Annotated in this window: 20 protein-coding genes and 1 riboswitch; of the genes, 11 read left to right on the forward strand and 9 right to left on the reverse strand. The window is 68.0% G+C overall.

Going from position 1 to position 23,682, the window contains the following annotated elements; translation table 11 throughout:
- Positions 1 to 346: 346 nt before the first annotated feature.
- Positions 347 to 2,941 carry a M14 metallopeptidase family protein gene (locus A9K58_RS10970; RefSeq protein WP_065199390.1) on the reverse strand — a complete coding sequence of 865 codons (2,595 nt, stop codon included), beginning with the start codon at positions 2,939 to 2,941 and terminating at the stop codon, positions 347 to 349.
- A 74-nt stretch (positions 2,942 to 3,015) separates the two neighbouring features.
- On the reverse strand, positions 3,016 to 5,655 hold the full coding sequence (locus A9K58_RS10975) for a TonB-dependent receptor plug domain-containing protein (RefSeq protein WP_065199391.1): 2,640 nt from the start codon (positions 5,653 to 5,655) through the stop codon (positions 3,016 to 3,018).
- Positions 5,656 to 5,845: 190 nt separating this feature from the next.
- On the opposite strand from A9K58_RS10975, the gene queD reads away from it, so the two are divergent.
- Positions 5,846 to 6,208 (forward strand): 6-carboxytetrahydropterin synthase QueD, encoded by a 363-nt coding sequence (queD, locus tag A9K58_RS10980; protein WP_065199392.1) that lies wholly within the window; start codon positions 5,846 to 5,848, stop codon positions 6,206 to 6,208.
- A gap of 117 nt (positions 6,209 to 6,325) precedes the next feature.
- Positions 6,326 to 6,679 (forward strand): phasin family protein, encoded by a 354-nt coding sequence (locus tag A9K58_RS10985; RefSeq protein ID WP_065199393.1) that lies wholly within the window; start codon positions 6,326 to 6,328, stop codon positions 6,677 to 6,679.
- A gap of 126 nt (positions 6,680 to 6,805) precedes the next feature.
- Here A9K58_RS10985 and A9K58_RS10990 read toward each other — a convergent pair whose 3' ends face one another.
- Positions 6,806 to 8,275, reverse strand: coding sequence for a sensor histidine kinase (locus A9K58_RS10990; RefSeq protein WP_065199394.1), 1,470 nt, complete (start codon positions 8,273 to 8,275; stop codon positions 6,806 to 6,808).
- Positions 8,272 to 8,991, reverse strand: a complete 720-nt coding sequence (locus A9K58_RS10995; protein WP_065199395.1) for a response regulator transcription factor — start codon at positions 8,989 to 8,991, stop codon at positions 8,272 to 8,274. The genes A9K58_RS10990 and A9K58_RS10995 overlap by 4 nt, the downstream gene beginning before the upstream one ends.
- Positions 8,992 to 9,133: 142 nt before the next feature.
- Here A9K58_RS10995 and msrB point away from each other — a divergent pair, with 142 nt between their 5' ends.
- The 4 genes from msrB (at position 9,134) to A9K58_RS11015 (ending at position 13,891) form a co-directional block, all read left to right on the forward strand.
- Entirely contained in the window at positions 9,134 to 9,709 is a 576-nt protein-coding gene (msrB, locus tag A9K58_RS11000) for a peptide-methionine (R)-S-oxide reductase MsrB (protein WP_065199396.1), read from the forward strand.
- Positions 9,710 to 9,711: 2 nt separating this feature from the next.
- Positions 9,712 to 11,481: a cytochrome c biogenesis protein DipZ gene (locus A9K58_RS11005; RefSeq protein ID WP_065199397.1), complete on the forward strand. Its 1,770-nt coding sequence runs from the start codon at positions 9,712 to 9,714 to the stop codon at positions 11,479 to 11,481.
- Positions 11,482 to 11,495: 14 nt separating this feature from the next.
- The gene (msrA, locus tag A9K58_RS11010) at positions 11,496 to 12,233 is read left to right on the forward strand and encodes a peptide-methionine (S)-S-oxide reductase MsrA (protein ID WP_065199398.1); all 738 of its coding nucleotides are present in this window, start codon (positions 11,496 to 11,498) and stop codon (positions 12,231 to 12,233) included.
- A gap of 206 nt (positions 12,234 to 12,439) precedes the next feature.
- Complete coding sequence (locus A9K58_RS11015; RefSeq protein WP_065199399.1) at positions 12,440 to 13,891, forward strand: aminotransferase-like domain-containing protein; 1,452 nt, start codon at positions 12,440 to 12,442, stop codon at positions 13,889 to 13,891.
- 34 nt (positions 13,892 to 13,925) lie between these two features.
- Here A9K58_RS11015 and bioD read toward each other — a convergent pair whose 3' ends face one another.
- Complete coding sequence (gene bioD, locus A9K58_RS11020) at positions 13,926 to 14,609, reverse strand: dethiobiotin synthase (protein WP_065199400.1); 684 nt, start codon at positions 14,607 to 14,609, stop codon at positions 13,926 to 13,928.
- Between the two features lie 68 nt (positions 14,610 to 14,677).
- Between bioD and A9K58_RS11025 the strand changes: the two genes are divergently transcribed.
- A complete protein-coding gene (locus A9K58_RS11025) occupies positions 14,678 to 15,160 on the forward strand; it encodes a GAF domain-containing protein (RefSeq protein WP_065199401.1) in 483 nt (160 codons plus the stop codon).
- The gene (locus A9K58_RS11030) at positions 15,157 to 15,519 is read left to right on the forward strand and encodes a TfoX/Sxy family protein (RefSeq protein WP_065199402.1); all 363 of its coding nucleotides are present in this window, start codon (positions 15,157 to 15,159) and stop codon (positions 15,517 to 15,519) included. Before A9K58_RS11025 ends, A9K58_RS11030 begins: the two co-directional genes overlap by 4 nt.
- 182 nt (positions 15,520 to 15,701) lie before the next feature.
- Here the strand turns inward: A9K58_RS11030 and A9K58_RS11035 are convergent, their stop codons facing one another.
- Positions 15,702 to 16,280 carry a histidine phosphatase family protein gene (locus tag A9K58_RS11035; protein ID WP_065199403.1) on the reverse strand — a complete coding sequence of 193 codons (579 nt, stop codon included), beginning with the start codon at positions 16,278 to 16,280 and terminating at the stop codon, positions 15,702 to 15,704.
- Positions 16,281 to 16,433: 153 nt separating this feature from the next.
- Positions 16,434 to 16,656, forward strand: a riboswitch (cobalamin riboswitch).
- A gap of 115 nt (positions 16,657 to 16,771) precedes the next feature.
- Between A9K58_RS11035 and btuB the strand changes: the two genes are divergently transcribed.
- On the forward strand, positions 16,772 to 18,613 hold the full coding sequence (gene btuB / locus A9K58_RS11040) for a TonB-dependent vitamin B12 receptor (RefSeq protein ID WP_065199404.1): 1,842 nt from the start codon (positions 16,772 to 16,774) through the stop codon (positions 18,611 to 18,613).
- A gap of 91 nt (positions 18,614 to 18,704) precedes the next feature.
- Here btuB and gph read toward each other — a convergent pair whose 3' ends face one another.
- Both gph and A9K58_RS11050 read right to left on the reverse strand, forming a co-directional pair.
- A complete protein-coding gene (gene gph, locus A9K58_RS11045) occupies positions 18,705 to 19,373 on the reverse strand; it encodes a phosphoglycolate phosphatase (protein WP_065199405.1) in 669 nt (222 codons plus the stop codon).
- Positions 19,374 to 19,485: 112 nt separating this feature from the next.
- Positions 19,486 to 20,415 carry a LysR family transcriptional regulator gene (locus A9K58_RS11050; RefSeq protein ID WP_065199406.1) on the reverse strand — a complete coding sequence of 310 codons (930 nt, stop codon included), beginning with the start codon at positions 20,413 to 20,415 and terminating at the stop codon, positions 19,486 to 19,488.
- 108 nt (positions 20,416 to 20,523) lie between these two features.
- Here A9K58_RS11050 and A9K58_RS11055 point away from each other — a divergent pair, with 108 nt between their 5' ends.
- Both A9K58_RS11055 and A9K58_RS11060 read left to right on the forward strand, forming a co-directional pair.
- Complete coding sequence (locus A9K58_RS11055; protein ID WP_065199407.1) at positions 20,524 to 21,162, forward strand: NAD(P)-dependent oxidoreductase; 639 nt, start codon at positions 20,524 to 20,526, stop codon at positions 21,160 to 21,162.
- Positions 21,163 to 21,296: 134 nt separating this feature from the next.
- Positions 21,297 to 22,208 carry an MBL fold metallo-hydrolase gene (locus A9K58_RS11060; RefSeq protein WP_065199408.1) on the forward strand — a complete coding sequence of 304 codons (912 nt, stop codon included), beginning with the start codon at positions 21,297 to 21,299 and terminating at the stop codon, positions 22,206 to 22,208.
- Positions 22,209 to 22,476: 268 nt separating this feature from the next.
- Here A9K58_RS11060 and dinB read toward each other — a convergent pair whose 3' ends face one another.
- Positions 22,477 to 23,571: a DNA polymerase IV gene (dinB, locus tag A9K58_RS11065; protein WP_065199454.1), complete on the reverse strand. Its 1,095-nt coding sequence runs from the start codon at positions 23,569 to 23,571 to the stop codon at positions 22,477 to 22,479.
- Positions 23,572 to 23,682 lie beyond the last annotated feature (111 nt).

Below are 23,682 nucleotides of genomic sequence, written 5' to 3' on the forward strand. Positions count from 1 at the left end.
GCTCACGGTTTTGCCCCCACTCCGCCCTGCGCCGCTTCGGAGATCGCCAGCACCTACTTGTCCCGCCGGGTAGCCGGGAGAAGAAGATTAAATTCAAATTCAAATTCAAATTCAAAAGCCGAAGCCGCAATTCCTGGTCTTGCCTTTGCTTTTGCTTTTGCCCTTGCTCCGCCTTGGGGTCTGATGCGTCCGCGCCCGCAGGAAACTGTCATGGGAGGCAGGGGGCCTCAGCCAGGACCGTTGGCGCCAAGGATGGCGCCATCGAGCCCCCATGGATGGGTTCACGGCGTGTCCTGGCTGAGGCCCCCTGCCTCCCATGCACAACAACAACTAGGCGCCAAACGCCTCAACCCCGCGCCTTACTCGGATTCACCAGATTCCCGAAGAAGATCGCGTTGATCAGCAGCCGATCCGTCCCGTGCCAATACTTGCGGTGCGCCGGATCATCGGCAAACAGGACTACGTTGCCCTGCCCCTGTGGCGATACCAGCAGCCACGCACTGCCGGCCACCCGGGCGCGATTGCGCTCGGACAGATACCCGTTCACCCGCGGTGGTGTGTCGATGCGCACTACCGTCGAGAACGGGTTCGTGCTCGGCTGCAACGTCACCGTGCTTTCCTTGTTGATTGCCAGCTGCCGGCGCGGCACGCCGAACGCCAGCGGATGGCTGGTATCCACGTCGGCACTGAGGATGTTGCCGCTGACCCGCTCGATTGCCGCGATGTCTCGCTGGTCACCGAACGCACGCCGGCTTTCACCGGCCGCCTCTTCTTCCTTGCCGAGCTTCTCGCCGTCGGCCAGCTTCTGCTCGATCGCCCACTTCGAGGCACTGCCGTAGGTCACCAGTGAACCACCGGCCTGTACCCAGCGCTTCAATGCAGCCACCGCCGTGGCATCGATGCCCGTGTAGGTGCCACCGGCCAGCACGATCGTGGTGTAGCGGTCCAGCGGCACCTTGCCCAGCTGCTGCGGGTCCAGCTTGCTGGCGGGCAAGTGCAACTGCTGGTCGAGCAGGAACCAGGCCGAGCCGATCTCGGTGGCGGCCACGCCCTCGCCCATCACCAGCGCAACCGAGGGTTTGCGCAGCGCCTTGACGCCGTCACTGCCCAGATCGATGCCTTCGCGGCTGCGGCCACTGGACAGCGCGTGCACCTGCACACCCGCCTCGCGCGCGGCCGAGGTTACTGCCTCAAGCAGCGCCGCGCCCTGCAGCGTTTGCCCGGCAACCGGAATCACCAGGCCGCCGGCGGCGAAGCTGACGTCGCCCTGCGCGGTCGCGGTGGTGAATGGCTGGAATGCCGCACGTGCGCTCACGCCCTTGCCCTGCAGCGCGGCCAGCGCGCGTCCGGCGTTGTAGTCGCGCCAGTCGATCGCGTATGCGAATCCGGCCTGGCCGCCCAGCACCGCACCGTGCTCCGCCGGGAGCGCGGTCACGCGTGCGCCGCCTTCGATGCGGCTGCGGCTGCCCGCGAAGGCCACGCCGTAGGCCGGTGCGATTGCGTAGCTGGTGCTGCCGTAGAACACGTCGCCCTTGATCGGCGGCGTCTCGGCAAAGATCGAATGCACCAGGCGGAACTGCGCCTGCTGCACTGGCACCACGTAGGCGCTCCCCGCCTCGAAGCGCAGGCCATCAACGCTGACCGCACGGTCCAGCGCGCGCACCTCGATGCGGTGCAGCAGCAACAGTTCCAGCAGGCGACGGGTCAGCGCCGGATCATGCGTATCGCCGAACACGAAGCTCTTCACCGGCTGCTGCGCTGCCTGCTTCAGCGCACTCTGGAAGAACTGCTTCTGCAGGTCGAACAGGCCGCTGCGCTCGGCCACCGCGCCACGCACCGTGCCGAGGCCGGTAGCGACCTGGTTGCGAATGGTGAACGGGAAAGTCAGCAGGCCGTTCACCGACTCCTGCACGCGGCCACGCGAACTGGCCTGCTCGACGGTCACGCCGACGGCACCATGGAAGTCCGGATAGGTAGAGCCGTATACCGGCGAGAAGTTGTCGAAGTTCTCGCCGGTGTAGTACAGCGAGCCCAGCGCATCCAGTGCCTGCGCGTGGTACTTGGCCAGGGTCCTGTTGAATTCGTACGACGCCGCCGGAATCAGCGGGCTGTGCATGCTCTTCGGCGAGGGCTCGAAGTAATAGGTGCTGTCCTTGCCCATCTCATGAAAATCGATCTGCACGTTCGGGTACCACTGGTGGAACAGTTCCACCTTTGGCCGCGACTCCTGCTGGGTCAGCGCCAGCCAGTCGCGGTTGAGATCGGTGAAGTAGTGGTTGGTGCGGCCCTGCGGGAAGGGCTCCACGTGCTCCTTGTCGGCCGGGTCGGCCGAAGCCGGATCGGAAGCCCAGGCGTTGTGCCAGTTGGCGGCGCGATCGCGGCCGTCCGGGTTCTGCGCCGGGTCGAACAGCACCACCGCCTGCTGCAGCCACTGCTGGGTTTCCGCGCTGCGGTTGGCCACCAGGTAGTAAGCGGTCAGCATCGCCGCTTCGGCGCTGGAGGTCTCGTTGCCATGCACGCTGTAGCCCAGCCACACCACCACCGGGCTGTCACCGGCCGCGCTTCGCGGCTGCGCCGGATCGGCCAGGGTCGCGTGCTGCTGGCGCAGCTGCTCCAGCCGCGCGTGGTTGCCTGGGGCGGTGACGGTGGCGATCAGCAGCGGGCGGCCTTCATAGCTGCGGCCGATCTCGCGCACGCTGATCTTGTCCGAGTGCCGGGCCAGTTCCTGGAAGTACGCCACCAGTTGGTCGTGCCGGGTGTAGCGGCTGCCGATCGGATAGCCGAGGAACTGCTCCGGCGTGGGAATCGCCGCATCGAAGGCCGCTGCTCCGGTGGCCTGCGGGAAGAAGTAGGCGCTCTGTGCCTGCGCCGGCGGTGGCGAGGACAGTACGGTGGCGGCTGCGATCAGAAACGGAAGAACGGCACGGCGATGCAAGGACACGATGACTCCCCTGGAACACAACGGCAGACAGGCGCGCGGCCGGCCCCTTCAGGTGACCGGCCGCGACGGATGGATCAGAAGCGGTAATCGAAGCCGAGCGTGAAGTAGCGGCCGCGCAGGTCGTACTGGCTGAAGTCGTACGGCGCGCGGATGCCCGGGAACGAGGCGTCGTACGGTGGCGTCCTGTCGGCCAGGTTCTGCACCTTGGCGTACAGCGTCAGCTTGTCGATGCCGGTGTAGGCCAGGTACAGGTCGTACTGGCTGTAGCTGCCGACGCGCTGCTGCACGGCCTTGGCGGCGGTGCTGGCTTCCTGGCGGTAACTGCTGGTGTAGTACCAGGTCACGGCCGCATTGAAATCGCCAAGTTTCCAGTCCAGCGTGGTGGTGGCCTTGTCCTTGGGCAGGGTCGCGCCCAGGTTGCTGCCGGCGTAGTCGACCAGCGGGCCCCCGACCACGGTCGGGCGACGGTAATCACGCACGTGGGTGTAGGCCGAGGACAGGGTGAAGTCGCCCAGCGCAGCGGTCGGGATGCGCTGGCGCAGTTCGACATCGATGCCCGAGGTCTTCAGCTCGCTCAGGTTCTGGTAGCGGTTGTAGACCGCCTGCAGCTTGCCGCGCTCATCGCGCTGCACGGCGCCGGCCACGTTGTCGTTGACCAGGGTCTGGGTGTTGTTGGTACCGACGAGGTTGTCCAGCTGGATGCGGTAGTAGTCCACGCTCAGGTTGGTGTTTGCCCACGGCGACATCACCACGCCGAAGTTCACGCTCTTGGTGCGCTCGGGCTTCAACGCGTTGTTGCCGACGGTGAAGAAGGTCGGGTTCTGCCGCGAGCCCGGGACGTCCGGATCCCGCGGATCGACCACGCTGCCATAGGCGATGCTGGTGCTGTTGGAGTTCTCCGACAACGACGGCGCGCGGAAGCCCTTGGACGCCGAGGCGCGCACCAGCAGGACGTCGAGCGGTTGCCAGCGCAGGCCGATCTTCGGCGAGAACGCGTCACCGAAATCGTCGTAATGGTCCGCGCGCGCGGCGGCGGACAGTTCCAGGGTCGAGGCCAGCGGCACGTTCACTTCGGCGTAGGCTGCACTGACCTGGCGCTCGCCGTGCACTTCAGCGATGGCCGGGCGCACCTGCAGGCCAGCATCGATCTGCCACGGGTTGTTGGAGTCGAGCTTCTCGCGGCGCCACTCGGCTCCGGCAGCGAAGCCGATCTCGCCGGCCCAGGTGTGGCCCAGGCTGCCGGAGATCTTCGCATCGATGCCCTGCAGCTTGGATTCGGCCGGGCGCAGCGTGGCGATGTTGATCGCATCACGCACCGATTGTGGCGTCGCCGCCGGGTCGAGCAGGTTGTAGCTGCCCGTAGCCAACGCATCGGCCAACGCCCAGCGGTTGGCGAAACCGCCGGACACAGTTTCGCGCTCGCTGCTGCGCGCACCGAACGCGGCGACTTCCCAGTCCCAGTTCGCAGTGGTGCCGCGCAGCCCGAATACACCGCGGTAGGCGGTTGAACGGTTGGTCTTGATGGTGCCGCCGAGGTCGAAGAAGGTGTATTCGATCGGGATCGCGCGGCCATAGGGGTTGTACGGATTGCTGGCCGGCAGCAGCGACGACACAGGCTCGGCCAGGCCGCTGTCTGCATTCAGTGCGAAGCGGCCGCTCTCCAGGGTGAAGAACGGGCTGCTGCCGAACCACGCGGCGCTCTTGATCTGGCTGTACAGCACCTCGCCGAAAGCTTCGACGTTGTCGCCCAGGCGGAAGGTGCCGTTGGCGTAGGCCTGGTAGCGCTTGGTCGAAGGAATCAGCGTGGTGAACGGCGCCTGGTTGTAGCCGCAGGTATCGCCGGCCATGCCATCGATCGGCGCGCTGGCGACACGGGTGGTGCCGGTCGGGCAGTTGCCGTTGGCATCGAGCATCGGTACCGACACGCCGTTGACCAGGTAGCGCGCGCCCTTGGCCGACCAGCCGTTCCAGCGGCCACCGGGCTTGTCGGTGTAGATGCCACTGCGGGTCAGGTTGCGTTCGTCCTGGTCCAGGCGTTCGCGGTTGTAGCCCTGCAGGCTGAAGAGGATGTTGTAGCCATCGGTATCGAGATCGCCGAGGCCGCCGACGAACTTCAGGTTCTGCTCGTGCAGGCCGCCCTGGTCGGCGCCACCGAAGCTGCCGCCGATCTCGGCGCCTTCGAAGTTCTGCCGGGTGATGATGTTGACCACCCCCGCTACAGCGTCCGAACCGTACACCGCCGAGGCACCGTCCTTGAGCACCTCAATGCGTTCCACCGCAACCAGCGGCAAGGCATTGAGATCGACGAAGGTGTCGGACAGGCCACCGGCGGGAAAGCCGTAGTTGGCCAGGCGACGGCCATTGAGCAGCACCAGCGTGTTCTTCTGCGACAACCCGCGCAGGCCGATGCCGGCCGAGCCGGACGCCCAGCCGTTGTTGGTGGTCTCGTTGTTGGCATTGCCGGTATTGGCCGAGATCGACCGCAGCACGTCGGCCACGGTGGCCTTGCCGGTCTGCTCCAGTTGCTGGCGGGCGATCACCTGCACCGGGTTGGAGGCCTCGGTGTCAACGCGCTTGATGTTGGAACCGGTGACGCGCACGGCCGCCAGGGTGCTGGCTTCGCCGCTGGCGTCGGTCGAGGTTTCGGCAGCGGCGGGCAAAGGCGCGGCCAGAGCGGCGGCCAGGGCCGCCACGAGCAGGGTGTGCTTGGGCATGACGATGTGGGGAGGTGGTGGGGACGGCGAAGTTCCGCAGTAATCCATGCCTGGCCGGAACCGGCCAATAACATCTCTTCATACGGATATAAGAGAAACTATCATCTCTTCATCCGGATGGAAATAGTGCATCTGCGGAAGAGCCACATCCGCGCAAGCTGCTTACTGGCCTGCGGCGTACAATCGCGCCATGGAAATCTTCAAAGTCTTCATGCTGGAGGCGGCGCATCGTCTCCCCAACGTGCCGCCCGGGCACAAGTGCGCGCGCCTGCACGGCCACTCGTTCCGGGTGGAACTGAAAGTCGAGGGCGAGCCCGGCGCACAGACCGGTTGGATCATGGATTTCGGCGACGTGAAGGCGGCCTTCCAGCCGATCTACGAGCGGCTGGACCACCACTACCTCAACGACATCCCGGGCCTGGAAAATCCGACCAGCGAAAACCTCGCGGTATGGATCTGGAACGAACTCAAGCCCGGCCTGCCCGCGCTGAGCGAGATCACGGTGCACGAAACCTGTACCTCGGGCTGCCGCTACCGCGGCCCCGGCGCCTGATCAACCCGTTGATCTGTAAGGTTTTTCGAAGGCGCCTGGGGCGCCTTCGATTTTTTTGTTGCATTGCCGCATCAACGGCGTATGCTGCAATGCATCAAGCCACTCCCATGACGCCCCATGGCCGCCGCCTTCAGCGATCGCTTCAGTGATGCCACCCGCCAGCTCGCCGCCGCGGCAACGCGCGCGAACCGGCTGGCATTGGAGAACGCAGAGAGCATGTTCGGGGTGCAGCTGAAGGCGATGGAGCGCAACCTGACCGCGACCGGCGGCTGGCTGGGTGAACTGGCCCGCGGCGAGGATACGGCCGGGACGCTCTCCAGGGGCGCGCAGCTGTGGCAGGACAACCTGCAGCGGCTGGGCCAGGCGCAGCAGGATGTGGTCGGGCTTGGCCTGCAGGCCGGCAAGGCCTGGTCCGAACTGGTACAGGGCTGCAACCAATCAACTGCGGACGCGAACGGGCACAGCCACTGACGCGGCGCAACGCTCATTGCGTGGGTCCCTCCCCCCATGCAATCCGGACCCGGCAGATCCCTCCCTCTGCCGGGTCTTTTTTTGCCTGATGCCCGGCTTCTTCCGCACCGAAGGCGGGCCAGCCTGCTAGGTCGCCGGTACCGCGCGCGGCAGGCCGAACACGAACAACGCCCCCTGGTCACTGTCTCGCAGCTCGATGTGGCGGCCATGCAGCTGCACGATACGCTGCACGATCAGCAGGCCCAGGCCTCCGTTCTCGCCACGGCGGGCGCCAAGGGCGGCGGGCGCCTGGAACAGCTGCGTGCGCAGCGCAGGCGGCACCCCGGGGCCGTCATCGGCCACGCTCACCTCCACGCTGTCGGGGGTCGCCCGCAGGTGCACCTCGATCCGGCCACCCTGGGGCGCATGCCGCAGCGCGTTGTCGAGCAGATTGGTCAGCACGCGCTCGACCAGCCCCAGATCGGCCCGCACCAGCGGCAGGCCAGGCGGAAACTCCGCGTGCAGATGCTGGCCGCGCGCCTGCGCTCCGAGCTCGAACTTCTGCAGGACATCCTGCAGCAGTTCCGGCAGCGCGAAGACCTCCCACTCCAAACGCACTTCGCCGTGCTCGAGCCGTGCCAGTTCGAACAGCGCGCGCGCCAGCCGGCCGACCTTGGCACTCTGTGCCAGCGCGATGCCGAGATAGCGGCGGCGCTCGTCCGGTGACAGCGTGGCGTCCTTGAGTGCCAACGTTTCCAGGTAGCCATGCAGCGACGACAACGGCGTGCGCAGGTCGTGCGAAATGTTGGCCACCAGTTCGCGCCGCTGCAGGTCCTGCTGGCGCAGCTGCTGCCACTGCTCGCCCAGCCGTTGCGCCATCTGCGCGTGCGCATGTTCAAGGATCACCAGCTCGTCGCGCTCGCCCGGGCGCAGCGGCGCCGGCGGTGGCAGCGGCGTGGGCGCGTCGATGTCGAAGGCCTGGATGCGCCGGGTCAGCCGCCGCAGCGGGCGCGTCACCCAGTAGAACGCCACCAGCCCGGCCAGCAGCCCGAGGCCCCCCACCAGCACCACCGACCACAGCGTGGTGTCCCACTGGTTGCTGGCCGCAAGATCGTCGGCCAGCATCTGCCGGTGCTCGCCGACCAGTACCACGTACACGTAGCCCGCCTGGCGACCCTGCACGACCAGCGGCGCGACGCTGAACACCTTGCGGCCATCACGGCTGCGCGGGTCGTCGCCGAGGATTGGCAGCGGTGCACCGGCCAGCAGTTCGCGCAGCGGCGCCACGTCAACGCGGTTGCGCACCAGGTGGCCACTGGGCGCATCGTGGCCGAGGATGCGTCCCTGATCATCCAGCAGGTAGACCTCGACGCTGGGATTGACTGCCATCAACTGGCCGAACAACGCGCGTACCGCCGCGTCGCGCATGCCACTGGTATCCATCAGTTCGCTGCGCTGCGCGATATGCTCGGCCAGACCCAACGACAGCCGCTGCACCACCTCCTGCTCGTGGCGCGTGTTGGCGCGCATCTGCAGCGCCAGAAGCGCCATGCAGCACATCAGCATCAGCGCAGCGATCACCGCTGCCAGCTTCTGCCACAGGTTCGGCCGGGTCACGATGCCGCCCCAGCGGGATCCACCAGCTTGTAGCCACGTCCCCACACCGTCAGCAGTCGCCGCGGGTTGGCCGGGTCGGCTTCGATCTTGCTGCGCAGGCGGTTGATGTGGGTGTTGACCGTGTGTTCGTAGCCGTCGTGCTGGTAGCCCCAGACCTGGTTGAGCAGCTCCATGCGCGCGAATACCTGGCCGGGATGGCGGGCAAAGAACAACAGCAGGTCGAATTCGCGGGGCGTCAGTTCCAGCGCGTTGCCGTCCACCGAGGCGGTGCGCGCGATCGGGTCCAGCCGCAGTCCGCCCAGCTCGATCGCGCCGGCATCGATGCGCGCGCTCTGGGCCATCGCCTCCGCACGGCGCAGCAGGGCACGCACACGTGCCACCAGCTCGGGCATCGAGAAGGGTTTTGCCAGGTAGTCGTCCGCGCCCAGTTCCAGCCCGACGATGCGCTGGGTCTCGCTGCCACGCGCACTGATGATGATGATGGGCACGTAGCGCGCCATCGCACGCGCACGCTGGCATACCTGCAGGCCGTCGACGCCGGGCAGCATCACGTCGAGCACCAGGGCATCCCATGGACCGTCCTGTTCCAGCAGGCGCAGGCCGCCGTCGCCGCTGGCTGCGTGGGCGACATCGTAGCCCTCGTCGCCCAGGTGCATGCGCAGCAGGTCGGCGATATGGGCATCGTCTTCAACGATCAGGACGCGTTTGGTCGACATCGGCGGTTCGGAGGGCCAGGGGGCTGCCTGCATTGTGGCGCGGGATGGCCGCCGATACCTCACGAAAAATTGAATCCTGCGTGAGGATTCGTTGACCGGGGCGGGCGCAGCATGGCCGCGTCGTCCCTTCCCGGAGTCGCCCATGCCCCTCACCCGCCGCCACCTGCTGGGCCTGGGCGGTGTCGCCACTGCCGCCGGCCTGTTTGGCCTGGGGGCATGCAGCCGTGCTGCCCCGGCCGCTGCCCAAGCGCGTCGCCCGCGACAGTTCGAGGTGATGTACAGCGATGCGCAATGGCGCCAGCGATTGAGCCCCGCGCAGTACGAGGTGCTGCGTCGGCAGGGCACCGAACGGCCGTGGAGCAGCCCGCTCAACAAGGAACACCGGCAGGGCACCTTCGCCTGCGCCGGCTGTGCGCTGCCGCTGTTCTCCTCGTCCACCAAATTCGAGAGCGGCACCGGCTGGCCCAGCTTCTGGGCACCGTTGCACGATGCGGTCGGCGAGGACCGTGACGTCACCTTCGGGATGCTGCGGGTGGAGGTGCACTGCCGTCGCTGCGGTGGCCACCTCGGCCATGTGTTCAACGATGGTCCGCGCCCGACCGGGCTGCGCTACTGCATGAACGGCGTCGCCCTGGTGTTCATTCCCGGTGCCGGCGATGGCGGCACGGCGGGCGGTTGGCGCGTGCCCATCGATTCTTCCCCTGTTCCCGGAGCCTGATGATGCTGTTGCTGCTGCTTGCCTACCTCGGCGGTGCGCTGACCCTGCTCAGCCCCTGCATCCTGCCGGTGCTGCCGTTCGTGTTCGCACGCGCCGACCGTCCGTTCCTGCGCAGCACGGCGCCGCTGCTGCTGGGCATGGCACTCACCTTCACCGTGGTCGCCAGCCTGGCCGCGGTGGGCAGCCAATGGGTCGCGCAGGCCAACCAGGTCGGCCGCTGGATCGCGCTGGTGCTGATCGCGTTGTTCGCATTGGCACTGCTGTGGCCACGACTGGCCGATCACCTGCTGGCACCGTTCCAGCGCATGGGCGCGCGCCTGAGCGCACGCGCCGATGCCGCTGATGCAGCCGGACGTGGCGGTGCCTGGACGTCACTGTTGATCGGCGTTGCCACCGGCCTGCTGTGGGCGCCCTGCGCCGGACCGATCCTCGGCCTGGTGCTGACCGGCGCGGCATTGAATGGCGCCAGCGCCGGCACCAGCGCACTGCTGCTGGCCTATGCGCTGGGCGCGATCACCGCGCTGGCGCTGGCGGTATGGGTCGGCGGCCGCGTGTTCCGTGCACTGCAGGCCCGGCTTGGCCTCGGCGATGTGCTGCGCAAGGTGCTGGGCGTGGCCGCCTTGCTGGCGGTGGCGGCGATCGGCCTGGGCTGGGATACCGGCCTGCTGACCCGTCTTTCGACGGTCAGCACCGCGCGCATCGAGCAGGGCCTGCTGGATGCGGTTCCCGGCGCGCAGCCGGCAGCACCGCCGATGATGATGATGGCCGGTGCCAATGCCGGGGCCGATGCGCCGCTGCCGGTGGAAGGCACTCTGCCCGCGCTGGATGGCGCCACCGGCTGGCTCAACAGCCCGCCACTGACTGCCCAGCAGTTGCGCGGCAAGGTGGTGCTGGTCGATTTCTGGACCTACTCCTGCATCAACTGCCTGCGCGCGATGCCATTCGTGCACGAATGGGAGCGCCGCTACCGCGACTACGGCCTGGTGGTGGTCGGCGTGCACACGCCGGAGTTCGCCTTCGAGCGTGACCCGCGCAACGTGATGAAAGCGGTGCAGCAGCTGGAGGTCGAGTATCCGGTGGCGCTGGACAGCCAGTACACGATCTGGCGCGCGTTCAACAATCGCTACTGGCCGGCGCAGTACTTCGTCGATGCACAGGGCAACATCCGCGGCCACCAGTTTGGCGAAGGCAACTACGCGCGCTCGGAACAGGTGATCCGCCGCCTGCTGGCCGAAGCCGGCCAGACGCACCTGCCGCCGCCGGCCGATCCCGCTGCCGCCGACCTCAAAGGCGTGGCGGTGCAGGCCGACATGGGCAACCTGCGCTCGCCGGAAACCTACCTGGGCCACGCCCGCGCCGAGCAGTTCGCCTCGCCCGGCGGGCAACGCCATGACATTGCGTTCGACTACACGTTGCCGGCGTCCCTGGCGTTGAACCAATGGGGACTGTCCGGGCGCTGGACCGTCACCGATGAAGCCGCGCAGCTGCAGCGGGCGAGGGGCCGCATCGCGTTCCAGTTCCACGCACGCGACCTGCATCTGGTGCTGGCGCCGGGCCAGGAAGGAAAGCCGGTGCGCTTCCGCGTGTGGCTGGACGGCAGGCCGCTGCCCGCCGCCGATGCCGGCAGCGATGTCGGTGCCGATGGCAGCGGCGTGGTCGACGAACACCGCCTGTACCAGCTGGTACGCCAGCGCGGCGCGGTCGGCCCGCATCGTTTCGAGATCGAATTCCTCGATGCGGGCGTGCAGGCCTATGCCTTCACCTTCGGTTGAACCGGGAGGACCTGATGAAACTCTCTTTTGAACAGGGCATCGCCGCCGGTGTGGCCGGCCTGGTGGCCACGGCATTGATCGCCGGCGTGCTGCTGGCCGACCACAGCGCGGTCGCGGCACCGGTCGAGGCCAGCGCGCAGGCCCAGCCACTGCCGGTACCCACAGGCGACGCGGCCTTCCGCGATGACGCGCCCCACGCCAGCGTGGTGTTCGCCGGCGGTTGCTTCTGGGGCGTGCAGGGCGTGTTCCAGCACGTCAAAGGTGTAAGCAACGCGGTGTCCGGCTACATCGGGGGCAGCGCCGCCGATGCACGCTATGAGCGGGTCAGCGGCGGCCACACCGGCCATGCCGAGGCGGTGAAGATCGATTACGACCCACGCCAGGTCAGCTATGGGCAGCTGATGCAGGTGTTCTTCTCGGTGGTGCACGACCCGACCCAGCTCAATCGGCAGGGGCCGGACCACGGCAGCCAGTACCGCTCGGCGATCTTCACTGATGACGCCCGCCAGCAGGCGGCCAGTCGTGCCTATATGGCCCAGCTCGGCCAGGCCGGCAGCTACCGCGCGCCGATCGTCACCCAGCTGGTCAGCGGCCAGCGCTTCTACCCGGCCGAGAGCTACCACCAGAACTATATGACGAACTACCCGCAGGCAGCCTACATCCGCTACTACGACGCACCGAAGCTGGCCGCGCTCGGCAGGCAGTTCCCGGCGCTGTACCGGCGCGATGCAGTGCTGGTGCCGATGCGGTAACGACGCTCATGTAGAGCCAAGCCCACGCTCGGCTGCTCTTCCGCCAACAGCAGCCGAGCATGGGCTCGGCTCTACACAAAAAAAGACGCACGGCCATCCAGCCGTGCGTTTGGAAATTACCGGCCACGCTCCGATCAGGCCTGGCCGACAATGACATGCTAGGCTCACCGTCATCACGGGTACAGAACCAGATGACGGGATGTTCGATGGATACAGATGACCACGGCACGATGATCCCTCCCCGCTACCAGCGGCTGTCCGATGAACTGGCCGAAGCGATCCATGGCGGGCGCCTTCCGGTCGGCAGCCGCCTGCCCTCGCTGCGGCAGATGGCCTCACAGCGCCGGCTCAGCCTGAACACCGTGATTGCCGCCTACCGCCAGCTGGAAGACGCCGGCCTGGTCATTCCGCGGCCCAAGGCCGGCTTCGAGGTGGCACCGCGGCTGTCCGTGCCGGAACGTTCGCTGCGTGATGTGCCCTCGGCGCCGACCGCACCGCTGCAGCAGGTGCTGATGGCGCGGGTGCTGGAGGCGCAGCGCCGTCCCGGCGTGGTCGACCTGGCCTTCGCCGGCCCGCGTGGCCGCCAGTTCTATCCCGGCGCGCAGCTGGCCAGGCACACCGCGCAGGTCCTGCGCCATGGCCAGCAGACGGTGGAGACGTACGCGCGCCCGAATGGCTCGGCGCGGCTGCTGGCGCAGATCGTGCGGCGCGGCCCGCGCCTGGGCCTGCATACCCGCAGCGACCGCCTGCTGCTGACCCACGGTGCAATGGAAGCGCTGCAGCTGGCGCTGCGTGCCGTGACCCAGCCCGGCGACGCGGTCGGCATCGAGGCACCGTCCTACTTCAATCTGTACCCCTTGCTGGCCAATCTCGGCCTGCAGGCCATCGAACTGCCCACCCACCCGCAACACGGCCTGGATGTCGACGCGCTGGATGGGCTGCTGGAGCATACGACGCTGGCCGCGCTGGTGGTGATGCCAACCGTGCACAATCCGCTGGGCTGCACCATGCCGACCACGGCCAAGCAGCGCCTGGCCGAACTGGTCAACGCACGCCAGCTGCCACTGATCGAAGATGCAGTCTATGCGGAGCTGCAGTACTGCGAACCGCCAGCGCCGCTGCTGAAAGCCTTCGATCGCGAGGGCTGGGTGATGGTGGTCGGTGGTTTTTCCAAGACGCTGGCCCCGGATTACCGCATCGGCTGGCTGGATGGCGGCCGTTTCGCCGAGCGCATCGCGCTGCTGAAGTTCCAGTCGACCGGTGGCGAACCGCAACTGCTCGGCGACGCGGTCGCGGCCTACCTGGAAGCAGGCAGCTACGAGCACCACCTGCATCGCATGCGCCGGTTGTATCGCGAACAGGTGGGGCGGCTGCGCCAGCTGGTGGCCGAGCACTTCCCGGCTGGCACCCGCGCCACTGAACCACAGGGCGGATTCCTGCTGTGGCTGGAACTGCCGGGCGTGGATACCCGCGAGCTGTTCGAGCGTGCACTGCTGGAGGACATCGTGTTCATGCCCGGCCAGGTGTATTCGCGTGGCGCGCGCTATCGCCACTGCCTGCGGCTGTCCTGCTGCCAGACGCTGGATGCCCGCTTCATCGGTGCGGTGGAGCGGTTGGGTGCCATCGCGCGGGAACTGGTGGCGCGCTCGCGTCTGTAGAGCCGGGCATGGACTCGGCTCTACAGGCAGCAGATCAATCGCACAGGTGCGCCGCCAGCCCCTCGCCCTCCGCTCCCGGAAGGTGGGGCAGTCGTCCCAAGCACGGCATCGGCAGGCGCTGCTGCAGCGTGGCGATGTTCTCGTCCTGGCGCAGCATCCCCGGGTCGATGTGGTTGCCGATCCAGCCCAGGCACTCCACGCCGCTGGCATGCAGCGATTGTGCGGTCAAGCGCGCATGGTTGACGCAGCCCAGCCGCATCCCCACCACCAGCACCACCGGCAGCTGCAGCGCGCGCACCAGGTCGAGCTGGTCCAGCATGGCCGAGACCGGCGCCAACCAGCCGCCCACGCCCTCCACCACCACGATGTCGGCCTGCGCGCGCAGGCGCTTGAACGCGGCCACGATCGGTGCCAGCTCCACCTGCACGCCGTCCTCGGCCGCGGCCAGCTCCGGCGCCAGCGGCTGCCGCAGCGCATACGGGTTCAGATCGGCATAGTCCGGCACCGGCCAGCTGGCCGCCTGCAGCGCCAGCGCGTCCTCGTTGCGCAGGCCCTGTCCCCGATCCTCGCTGCCGCTGGCCACCGGCTTCATGCCCACCGCGCGCAGGCCACGCCGGCGCAGCGCATGCAGCAGCGCGGTGCTGGCGGCGGTCTTGCCGATCCCGGTGTCCGTGCCGGTAACGAACAGCGCGGGGGGCAGCGTGGCGGGCAACGGCATCGATGGGCTCCAAAGGGGCAACACAGCGTGCATTATCGCCGGCCCGGCGTGCTTGCTAGACTGCAGGCATGTTCGCCAATGCCTCGCTCACCGGCAGCAAGCCGGAACAATACGCCCAGCTGCTGGAACAGGCCCGTGGCCTGGTCTACGGCGAGTCCGACCGCATCGCCAACGCGGCCAACCTCTCCGCACTGGTCTACCACGCCCTGCCCGACCTGAACTGGGTGGGCTTCTACCTGTACGACGGCAGGGAACTGGTGGTCGGCCCGTTCCAGGGCCTGCCGGCCTGCGTGCGCATTCCGCTGGACAAGGGCGTGTGCGGTGCCGCCGCCAGCCAGCGCGTGACCCAGCGCGTGGAGGACGTCGACGCCTTCCCCGGCCACATCGCCTGCGATTCGGCCTCGCGTTCGGAGCTGGTGGTGCCGCTGCTGCGCGGCGATGAACTGATCGGCGTGTTCGATATCGACAGCCCGAAGGTCGGCCGGTTCGACGCCGACGATCAGGCCGGCCTGGAAGCCATCGCCCGCGTGTTCGTCGAGGCGCTGGGATGAGCGCCCCGAAGCTGCGCAACATCGGCCCGAAGAGTGCGGCATGGCTGCGCCAGGTCGGCCTGCGCAGCCGCGAGGACCTCGTAGCGATTGGCGCCGTCGGGGCCTTCGTCAAGGTCAAGCGTGCCGGTTTCAAGCCCAGCCTCAACCTGCTCTATTCACTGGAAGGCGCGCTGCTGGACTGCCATTGGCAGGAACTGAGCGAGCCACAGCGCGAAGCGTTGGTGCAGGACTACGAAGCGCGGATCACGGCGCACCCGCTGAAGGCCGCCGGCCCCGCCTCGGGCCCCGTGCACGAACAGCGCTTCGATGCCGACGACGACGCTGGAGACAGCGTGGCCGAGCGCGCGGACGAGGACTGAGGCCTCTGCGCAACGCGCCCGCCGGGCATGGCCCGGCGCTACCCATGCCCGTCCCACCCACACGCGGACGTCGTGGTCGAACATACCTGCAGGGCCGAGCCCGCGCTCGGCTGGCCTTTCGTTGACGACTGCGCAAGCTGATCGAAATCCAGCCGAGCATGGCTCGGCGCTGCAAAGTCCGGTCAGGGCTGCTGAAGTTCCAGCAGCTCGCCCACCAGGCCCGCCTCTCCTCGCTCCAACCGCACCCGCAGGCGCGTGCCATGATCGATGCGCAGCGCCCAGCACAGCGACATCGGCAGTCCACACAGCAACGTCAGCACCATGCGCAGCGGGCCGCCATGGCTGACCACCAGGGTCGGCACCGGATCGTCGTCATCCAGCAACCGATCCAGCGCGCGGGCGATGCGGCGTTCGAAATGGCCCCAGCTTTCACCGTTCGGTGGAGGAAACGCGTGCGGATCGGCATGGAAGGCAGCCAATGCATCCTCCGGCAGGTCGAACAGTGATTGCCCGTCCCAATCGCCGAAGTCCAGTTCTTCCCATTCTTCGTCCGCTTCCACATCCAGCCCACGCGGCGTGGCCAGGGCCATCGCCGTATGCAGCGAGCGCAGGCGGGGCGAGCTGATCACCCGTTCCCAGCCCTGCATGGCGTACGCATCGACCAGTTCCTGCGGCAGGCGGGCCAGCTGCGGCGGATCGCTGCGGCCATCGAGGAACTCATCGCGGCCGTTGCCGGCATGGCGGACCAGGTCGAGGATCATGCGCAGGTCCCATGCGGGCAACGCGGGTACGGCGGAAAACGGGCGGACATCGGCAACGGCACCACGGGATCGAGCGGCAATTCTAGTGGCTGGGGACGGCGGCGCCCACCGCCACGCTGCTGGATCGATGCTACGCGGCGCCGTCAATGCCGTAGACTGCGCGCACTTCCAGGTGACCTGCGGCTTCAGCCAGCAGGTTGAAACGGGAAGCCGGTGACGCGTGGTGACACGCCAGGCCGGCGCTGCCCCCGCAACGGTAAGCACGTCAGTCCCAGGCAATACCGCCACTGTGCCGCGTGCATGGGAAGGCGCCTGGGCGGTGGCCTCGCGCCACCCGGCGGCGAGCCCGGAGACCGGCCCGGAAGCCTCAGGTCGCGATGCGGTGGGCATGGCGCTGGATGACCGCGGCCTGCGCTGCGGCGTCGGCGCATGCCTGCCTTCGCGGCTCCTCCCCTTCGCCACGCGGGCGTGCGTGGCACCTGGAGTCCCCCATGAAGCTGCAATCCCGAATGCTGTCCCTGGCCGTACTGGCCGCCCTGCCCGCGCTGGCCCAGGCCGCCGACGACGCCACCGCGCTCGACCAGATCCTGGTCACCGCCACCCGTACCCCGATCGCCCTGCAGGACAGCATCGCGCCGGCCCAGGTGATCGACCGCGCGCAGATCGAATCCAGCCAGGCGACCTCGCTGCAGGAACTGCTGCGCGGCCGCGCTGGCATCAACCTGACCAATGCTGGTGGGCTCGGCAAGCAGAGCTCGCTGTTCCTGCGCGGCACCAACTCGGGCCACACCGTCGTACTGGTCGACGGCGTGCGCATCAACAGCGCCGATCTCGGCCTGGCCATGTACCAGGACCTGCCGCTGGCGCAGGTCGAGCGCGTGGAAATCGTGCGTGGCCCGCAGTCGAGCCTGTATGGCGCGGACGCCATCGGCGGCGTGATCCAGATCTTCACCCGCCGCAACCAGGGCGATTTCGCGCCGCACTTCCAGCTCGGCGGCGGCAGCAATGGCTTGCGTGAGGCCAGCGGCGGCATTGGTGGCGGTACCGAACGCGGCTGGTTCGGTGCCGACATCGCCTACCAGCATTCCGATGGCATCGATGCCTGCCGCGGCTCCGCAGCGCTGTTCACCGGCTGCTTCGCCGACGAACATGATCGCGACGGCTACCGCAACCTCTCCAAGAGCCTGCGCGGCGGCTACAGCTTCAACGACCAGTGGAACGTGGAAGGCAGCGCGCTGCGCGCCGACGGCAGGAACCACTACGACGGCTACTACAACTACTCGGAAACCCGCCAGCAGGTGCTGGCCGGCAAGGTACGCTACACCCCGTCCGAGCACATGGCGTTCACCGCCAATGTCGGCCGTAGCGACAACGAGTCGGACAACTTCGGCGATTTCGGCGCACGCGGCAGCGCGCAGACCCACCGCGACAGCGCTTCGCTGCAGGGCGACTTCGGCGTGGCCGAAGGCCAGTTGCTGAGTGCCGGCGCGGACTGGAGCCGGGACAACCTGGACGGCAGCAGCGCCGGCTATCTCGTCGACAGCCGCCGCAATACCGGCGTGTTCGTGCAGTACCAGGGTCGCTTCGGCCGCCACCAGCTGCAGGCCAGCGCCCGCAACGACGACAACCAGCAGTTCGGCAACCATGCCACCGGCAGTCTCGGCTGGGCGATGGAACTGGGCCACGGCCTGCGCGTCAATGCCAGCTACGGCACCGCGTTCAAGGCGCCGACCTTCAGTGACCTGTACGACCCGTGGAGCGGCGTGCCAACACTGGATCCCGAGAAGTCCAGGAGCGCCAACCTCGGTATTTCGCAGCAGGGCCAAGGCTGGCATTGGGGCCTGGATGTGTACGAGACCCGCGTCGACGACCTGATCACCTACGATGCGGCCACCTTCACGATGCAGCAGGTGGAGAAGGCGCGCATCCGGGGTGCCGAACTGACCGGCGGCGTGCTGCTGGCCGGTTTCGATATCAATGCGCAGCTGAGCTATACCGACCCGCGCAACCGCACCGATGGCAGTGCCCAGTTCGACAACTGGCTGCCGCGCCGCGCGCAGCAGACCGCACGCGTGGACATCGACCGCCGCTTCGGTGACTTCCGCGCCGGCTTGACCGTGCAGGGTGCGGGCAAGCGCTATGACGACGCCGCCAACCTGGTGACGGTCGGCGGCTACGGCACGCTGGACCTGCGCGCCGAGTACGCGCTGACGCCGTCGTGGTCGCTGCTGGCGCGTGCCACCAACGTGTTCGACCGCAGGTACGAGACGGTGGCATGGTTCAACCAGCCCGGCCGCGAGTACCAGCTGAGCGTGCGTTACCAGCCGAAGTGAAGGAAAGCGCCGGGCATCGCCCGGCGCCTTTCCCGTAGAGCCGAGCCCATGCTCGGCTCAGGCAGCAAAGCAGCCGAGCGTGGGCTCGGCTCTACACCGGGACGCCGGCAGCCAACCCCGGCAACTCACGCAGGTCGTCGATCACTGCCACCGCAGGCACCGCATCCAGATCCAGTCCGCGCGGATAGCCATAGCGCACCAGTGCGATCGGCATGCCCGCGTCCCCGGCAGCGCGATAGTCGGTCAGCGAATCGCCGACCATCAGGCACGCATCCACCGGCAACCCGAAGTGCGCGGCGATGTGCCGTAGCGGTTCACCACTGGGCTTGCGCTGCGGCAGCGAATCGCCACCCAGTACCAGCGCAAACGCATCACCAATACCCAGGTGCTGCAGCAGCGGCGGCACCAGGGCTTCGGGCTTGTTGGTGCAGATCGCCAGTGGCACGTTGCGCGCACGCAGCTGCGCCAGTGCGTCGGCCACGCCATCGAACAGGCGCGGGCTGCGCAACAGGCATTCGCGATAGTGAACCATGAATACCGGCATCACCTCGGCCAGGTCGACCTCGCGCCCGGCGGCATGCACGGCCTGTTCGACCAGGCGTCGCACGCCGTCGCCGATCCAGCCGAGCACGGTGGCTTCCGGCACGCGCGCCAGGCCGATGTCTTCCAGCGTGCGGTTCAGTGCTTCGGCGATATCAGCTGCGCTGTCGACCAGCGTGCCATCGAGGTCGAACACGACCAGCGGGTAGGGATACGGCAAGGTACAGCACCTGTACAGCGTGGGGCCGTCCATTGTACGCCGGCGCCCTTCAGCGATCCGGCGCATGGCGCGTGCTGGCAGCGTGCGGTGGCGGCCGGGTCGTGTCCCGGGGTCATGCGTCGCCGGTGCCTGGCGGCTGCCAGTCCAGGTCCTGGAAGGCCGGGCTGCCGAAGCACTCGGCCAGGAAATCCAGGAACCGGCGCAGGATCGCCGGCTGCTGCCGCCGCGACGCGTATACGGCATGAATGCCCAGCTCATCCAGGCGGTAAGCGGGCAGGACCTGGACCAGTTCACCACTGCGCAGCAGCGGCGCCACCTGGTAGGTCGGCAGCATGGCGATGCCGGCCCCCGCACGCACCGCTTCCACCAGCAGCGACGCTTCATTGGCGCTGATGTTGCCGCCGACGGCCACCGACAGCGAGCGGCCATCGCGGTGCAGCTGCCACAGGCTCTTGCCGACGTAATGATGGGTGAGGCAGTTGTGCGTGGCCAGGTGCTCAGGCGCGCCGGGCGTGCCACGCGCCTGCAGGTAGGAGGGCGTCGCGCACAGCACCGAGCGGCAGGTGGCCAGTCGCCGCGCGATCAGGCTGGGATCGATCTGGCGGGCGATACGCACGGCCAGGTCCACCCGCTCCTCGACCAGGTTCACCGTGCGATCCACCAGCAGCAGCTCGATGCGGGCTGCTGGATGTCGCCTCACGAACTCCGCGACCGCACGTGCCAGATGGCTCTGCCCGAAGGAGACGCTGGCAGTCACCCGCAAGGTGCCATGTGGCTCGGGATCGTCGCTGGCCAGTTCGCCCTGCAGCTCCTCGCCGATCGCCAGCATCTGCCGGAAGCGCGCCAGCGCCGCCTCGCCCGGGCCAGTGAGGCTGACCCGGCGTGTGGTCCGGTGCAGCAGGCGCGCACCCAGCCACCCCTCGACCTCGGCCAGGTAGCGACTGACCATCGCCCGTGACATGTCCAGCACCTCGGCGGCCGCAGTCAGGCTGCCGCGCTCGGCCACCTCGACGAAGACGGTCATGGCGGTCAATCGGTCCATCTGCTCGATCCATGCAACAAACAAGCGCGTTATACGCTGTTTTTCGAGCGACTGCAGCAGCCTAGAGTGGCCGCATTCCCACCCCACACCGCCTCAAGGAGTCCTCCCATGAAGATCGCCCTCGTCGGTTCCACCGGCAACATCGGCCGCCAGATCGCCCGCCACGCGCTGGCCCGCGGCCACCAGCTCACCGTCATCGTGCGCAGCGCGCAGGACCTTCCGGCCGAACTGGCCGGCGCCCACCCGGTGATCGCCTCGCTGGATGACGCCGACGCCCTGGTGGCGGCGATCGCCGGCCACGACGTGCTGGCCAGCGCCTACGGCCCGCGCCCGGGCGACGACATCGGCCGGGTCGGCGAAGTGGCCGCGCAGCTGGCTGCCGCAGCACGCAAGGCCGGCGTACCGCGCCTGGTGGTGGTCGGTGGTGCCGGCAGCCTGGAAGTCGCGCCGGGCGTGCAGTTGGTCGACACCCCCAGCTTCCCGGAGGCGTACAAGCCCTACGCACTGGCCCACCGCGAAGCCTTCAATCGCCTCCAGGCCGTGGACCACCTGGACTGGACCTTCTTCTCGCCGGCCGCCGAAATCGGCCCGGGGGAAGAACGTGGCCAGTACCGCGTGCAACCCAAGGCCTTCCTCGCCGATGCCGGCGGGCACAGCCGCATCAGCTATGCCGACTACGGCGCCGCATTCGTCGCCGAGCTGGAAGCGCACCAGTACCCGAAGCAGATCATCACGGCCGCGTATTGATCGATACGCCTGTCCTGGAGAGCCGAAGGCAACGGCAGGAGCCGTTGCCAACGTCGCTTGCGACGGCCCGCAGGGGCCGCGCAAGGACGCCCGGCATAGCCCGTGCTCAGCTCGGTACCCCACAAGGAATCCCCATGCGTACTGCTGCCCTGCTGCTTCCCCTCGCCCTGGCCGCCGGCTTCGCCAGTGCGCCGCTGCTGGCCGCTCCGGCCGTCGCTTCTCCAGCCGAGGCAACAAGATCACAGCTGCACCTGCAGACCTTCCACCCCGGCCCGCAGGCGATGTTCTCGGTGTCCTCGGTGCTGATCGAAGGCCGCCACGACGCGATCCTGGTCAACGCGCAGTTCGGCGCCGCCGACGCGCGCAGGCTGGTCGAGCTGATCCACGCCAGCGGCAAGCAACTGACCACGATCTACATCAGCCACGGCGATCCGGATTACTACTTCGGCCTGGCCACGCTGCACGACGCGTTCCCGCAGGCACGCATCGTCGCCACCGCGCAGACCGTCGCCCATATCCAGCAGACCCAGGCCGGCAAGCTGGCCTACTGGGGACCGAAGATGGGCGCAGACGTGCCGGCACGCATCGTGGTGCCGCAGGTACTGGACGGCGATGCCCTGCAGCTGGAAGGCCAGCGCCTGCCGCTGATCGGCCTGGATGGCCCGACCCCGGACCGCACGGTGCTGTGGGTGCCGTCACTGCGCGCGATCGTCGGTGGCATTCCGGTGGTGGCCGGTGAGCACGTGTGGATGGCCGACACGCAGACGCCGAAGTCGCACACTGACTGGCTGCAGACCCTGCAGCGATTGCAGGCACTGAAGCCGAAAGTGGTGGTGCCCGGGCACTACGCGCCGGGTGCGGCGCTGGATGCCAGTGCACTGCGCTTCACCGCAGACTACATCCGCGCGTTCGACGCCGAGGCAGCAAAGGCCAAGGACAGTGCGGCGCTGGTGAAGGCGATGCAGGTGCGCTACCCGACGCTGGCCGGCGTGGCCTCGCTGGAGCTGAGTGCGAAGGTGGCCAAGGGCGAGATGCAGTGGCCATGAAGTGGGGAGTTTTCTTCTGCAGGGCTGCGCCCTGCACCCGCAGAGGCAGCAGCAACAGCCGAAGCAACAGCAACAGCAGGCTATCCGTGGGATGGCGAGGCGGGTCCGGTTGCGGGGGACGCCGTGAATCCGTCCATGGAGGCTCGGTCGCGCCATCCATGGCGCTCACGCCCCCGCAACCGGCCCCACCTCGCCTTCGACAGATCTCGGCAATCTGCTGGGTCGGATCCCGTTGCTGCGCAACGGGCTCTGACCCCGCCTTTGCCGATCAGAGGGATGTGGAATCGCTCGGTCCGTGCTCGAACAATTCCCCCTGCACCACGGCCTCCTTTTCGCGGAAACCGCCCAGCCCGACCCCGACCAGCCGATAGCGCGTCTCCGCCGGCAGGTCGACGCGGGAACGCAGTGCCAGCGCGATGTCGCGCAGTTCTTCCATCGATTCCGGCGGGCGCTCCGGGGTGAAGCTGCGGGTGAGGATGCGGAACTGCGCGGTCTTCAGCTTCAGCACCACCGTGTGGCCGACGCGCTCGGTCTTGCGCGTGGCATTCCAGGTCTTCTCCGCCAGTTGCACGATCGCCTCGCCCAGGTCTTCCAGCAACAGGTCTTCGGCGAAGGTGTCCTCCGAGGAGATCGACTGCACCGGCTGGTCCGGCTCCACCGGCCGCTCATCGATACCGCGTGCGCGGTTGTACAGGCTGCGCCCGAAGCTGCCGAACGCCTCTTCCAGATCGGTCAATGCCCATTGCCGCAGGTCGCCGCAGGTGACGATGCCGCGCGCGGCCAGCTTGCCTTCCATCACCTTGCCCACGCCGGGCACCCGTTTCACCGGCAGCGGCAGCAGGAACGCATCCACCCGCTGCGGCGGAATCACGAACTGGCCATCCGGCTTGCGCCAGTCCGAAGCGATCTTGGCCAGGAACTTGTTCGGCGCGATCCCGGCTGAGGCCGTCAGGTGGGTTTCCTCGCGGATCTGAGCGCGGATGGTGCGGGCGATGTCGGTGGCCAGTTCGATGCCACTCTTCGGCTCGGTCACGTCCAGGTAGGCCTCGTCCAGCGACAGCGGTTCGACCAGGTCGGTGTGGCGCAGGAAGATCGCGCGTACCTGCTGTGACACCGCCTTGTAACGCGCGAAGTCCGGCGGCACGAAGATCGCGTCCGGGCACAGGCGCTCGGCGCGCACCGCGGGCATCGCCGAACGCACGCCGAACACCCGCGCCTCGTACGAGGCCGCACACACCACCGAGCGTGTGCCGCGCCATGCCACGACCACCGGCTTGCCGCGCAGTGACGGATCGTCGCGCTGCTCCACCGACGCGTAGAACGCGTCCATGTCAACGTGGATGATCTTGCGCAGTCGGGTCATGTCAGGCGGAAAAGGCAGGAGCGGGCCGGGCAGGCCACACGCCGAAGTATGGTCGTTGCACATCAACAGGATGCGCGTATTCCCTTGAAAACACTACGGTTGCGTACGGTT

Source organism: Stenotrophomonas maltophilia (assembly GCF_001676385.1).
Classification (GTDB): domain Bacteria; phylum Pseudomonadota; class Gammaproteobacteria; order Xanthomonadales; family Xanthomonadaceae; genus Stenotrophomonas; species Stenotrophomonas maltophilia_J.

Bases quoted from the DNA above. Each gene is read 5' to 3' on its own strand.
- A9K58_RS11050 (WP_065199406.1), bottom strand. From the start codon at position 20,415: ATGGACCGATTGACCGCCATGACCGTCTTCGTCGAGGTGGCCGAGCGC.
- A9K58_RS11015 (WP_065199399.1), top strand. From the start codon at position 12,440: ATGGATACAGATGACCACGGCACGATGATCCCTCCCCGCTACCAGCGG.
- bioD (WP_065199400.1), bottom strand. From the start codon at position 14,609: ATGCCGTTGCCCGCCACGCTGCCCCCCGCGCTGTTCGTTACCGGCACG.
- queD (WP_065199392.1), top strand. From the start codon at position 5,846: ATGGAAATCTTCAAAGTCTTCATGCTGGAGGCGGCGCATCGTCTCCCC.
- A9K58_RS11035 (WP_065199403.1), bottom strand. From the start codon at position 16,280: ATGATCCTCGACCTGGTCCGCCATGCCGGCAACGGCCGCGATGAGTTC.
- A9K58_RS10975 (WP_065199391.1), bottom strand. From the start codon at position 5,655: ATGCCCAAGCACACCCTGCTCGTGGCGGCCCTGGCCGCCGCTCTGGCC.
- msrA (WP_065199398.1), top strand. From the start codon at position 11,496: ATGAAACTCTCTTTTGAACAGGGCATCGCCGCCGGTGTGGCCGGCCTG.
- dinB (WP_065199454.1), bottom strand. From the start codon at position 23,571: ATGACCCGACTGCGCAAGATCATCCACGTTGACATGGACGCGTTCTAC.
- A9K58_RS11005 (WP_065199397.1), top strand. From the start codon at position 9,712: ATGCTGTTGCTGCTGCTTGCCTACCTCGGCGGTGCGCTGACCCTGCTC.
- A9K58_RS11030 (WP_065199402.1), top strand. From the start codon at position 15,157: ATGAGCGCCCCGAAGCTGCGCAACATCGGCCCGAAGAGTGCGGCATGG.
- A9K58_RS11055 (WP_065199407.1), top strand. From the start codon at position 20,524: ATGAAGATCGCCCTCGTCGGTTCCACCGGCAACATCGGCCGCCAGATC.
- A9K58_RS11060 (WP_065199408.1), top strand. From the start codon at position 21,297: ATGCGTACTGCTGCCCTGCTGCTTCCCCTCGCCCTGGCCGCCGGCTTC.
- btuB (WP_065199404.1), top strand. From the start codon at position 16,772: ATGAAGCTGCAATCCCGAATGCTGTCCCTGGCCGTACTGGCCGCCCTG.
- msrB (WP_065199396.1), top strand. From the start codon at position 9,134: ATGCCCCTCACCCGCCGCCACCTGCTGGGCCTGGGCGGTGTCGCCACT.
- A9K58_RS10995 (WP_065199395.1), bottom strand. From the start codon at position 8,991: ATGTCGACCAAACGCGTCCTGATCGTTGAAGACGATGCCCATATCGCC.
- A9K58_RS11025 (WP_065199401.1), top strand. From the start codon at position 14,678: ATGTTCGCCAATGCCTCGCTCACCGGCAGCAAGCCGGAACAATACGCC.
- A9K58_RS10985 (WP_065199393.1), top strand. From the start codon at position 6,326: ATGGCCGCCGCCTTCAGCGATCGCTTCAGTGATGCCACCCGCCAGCTC.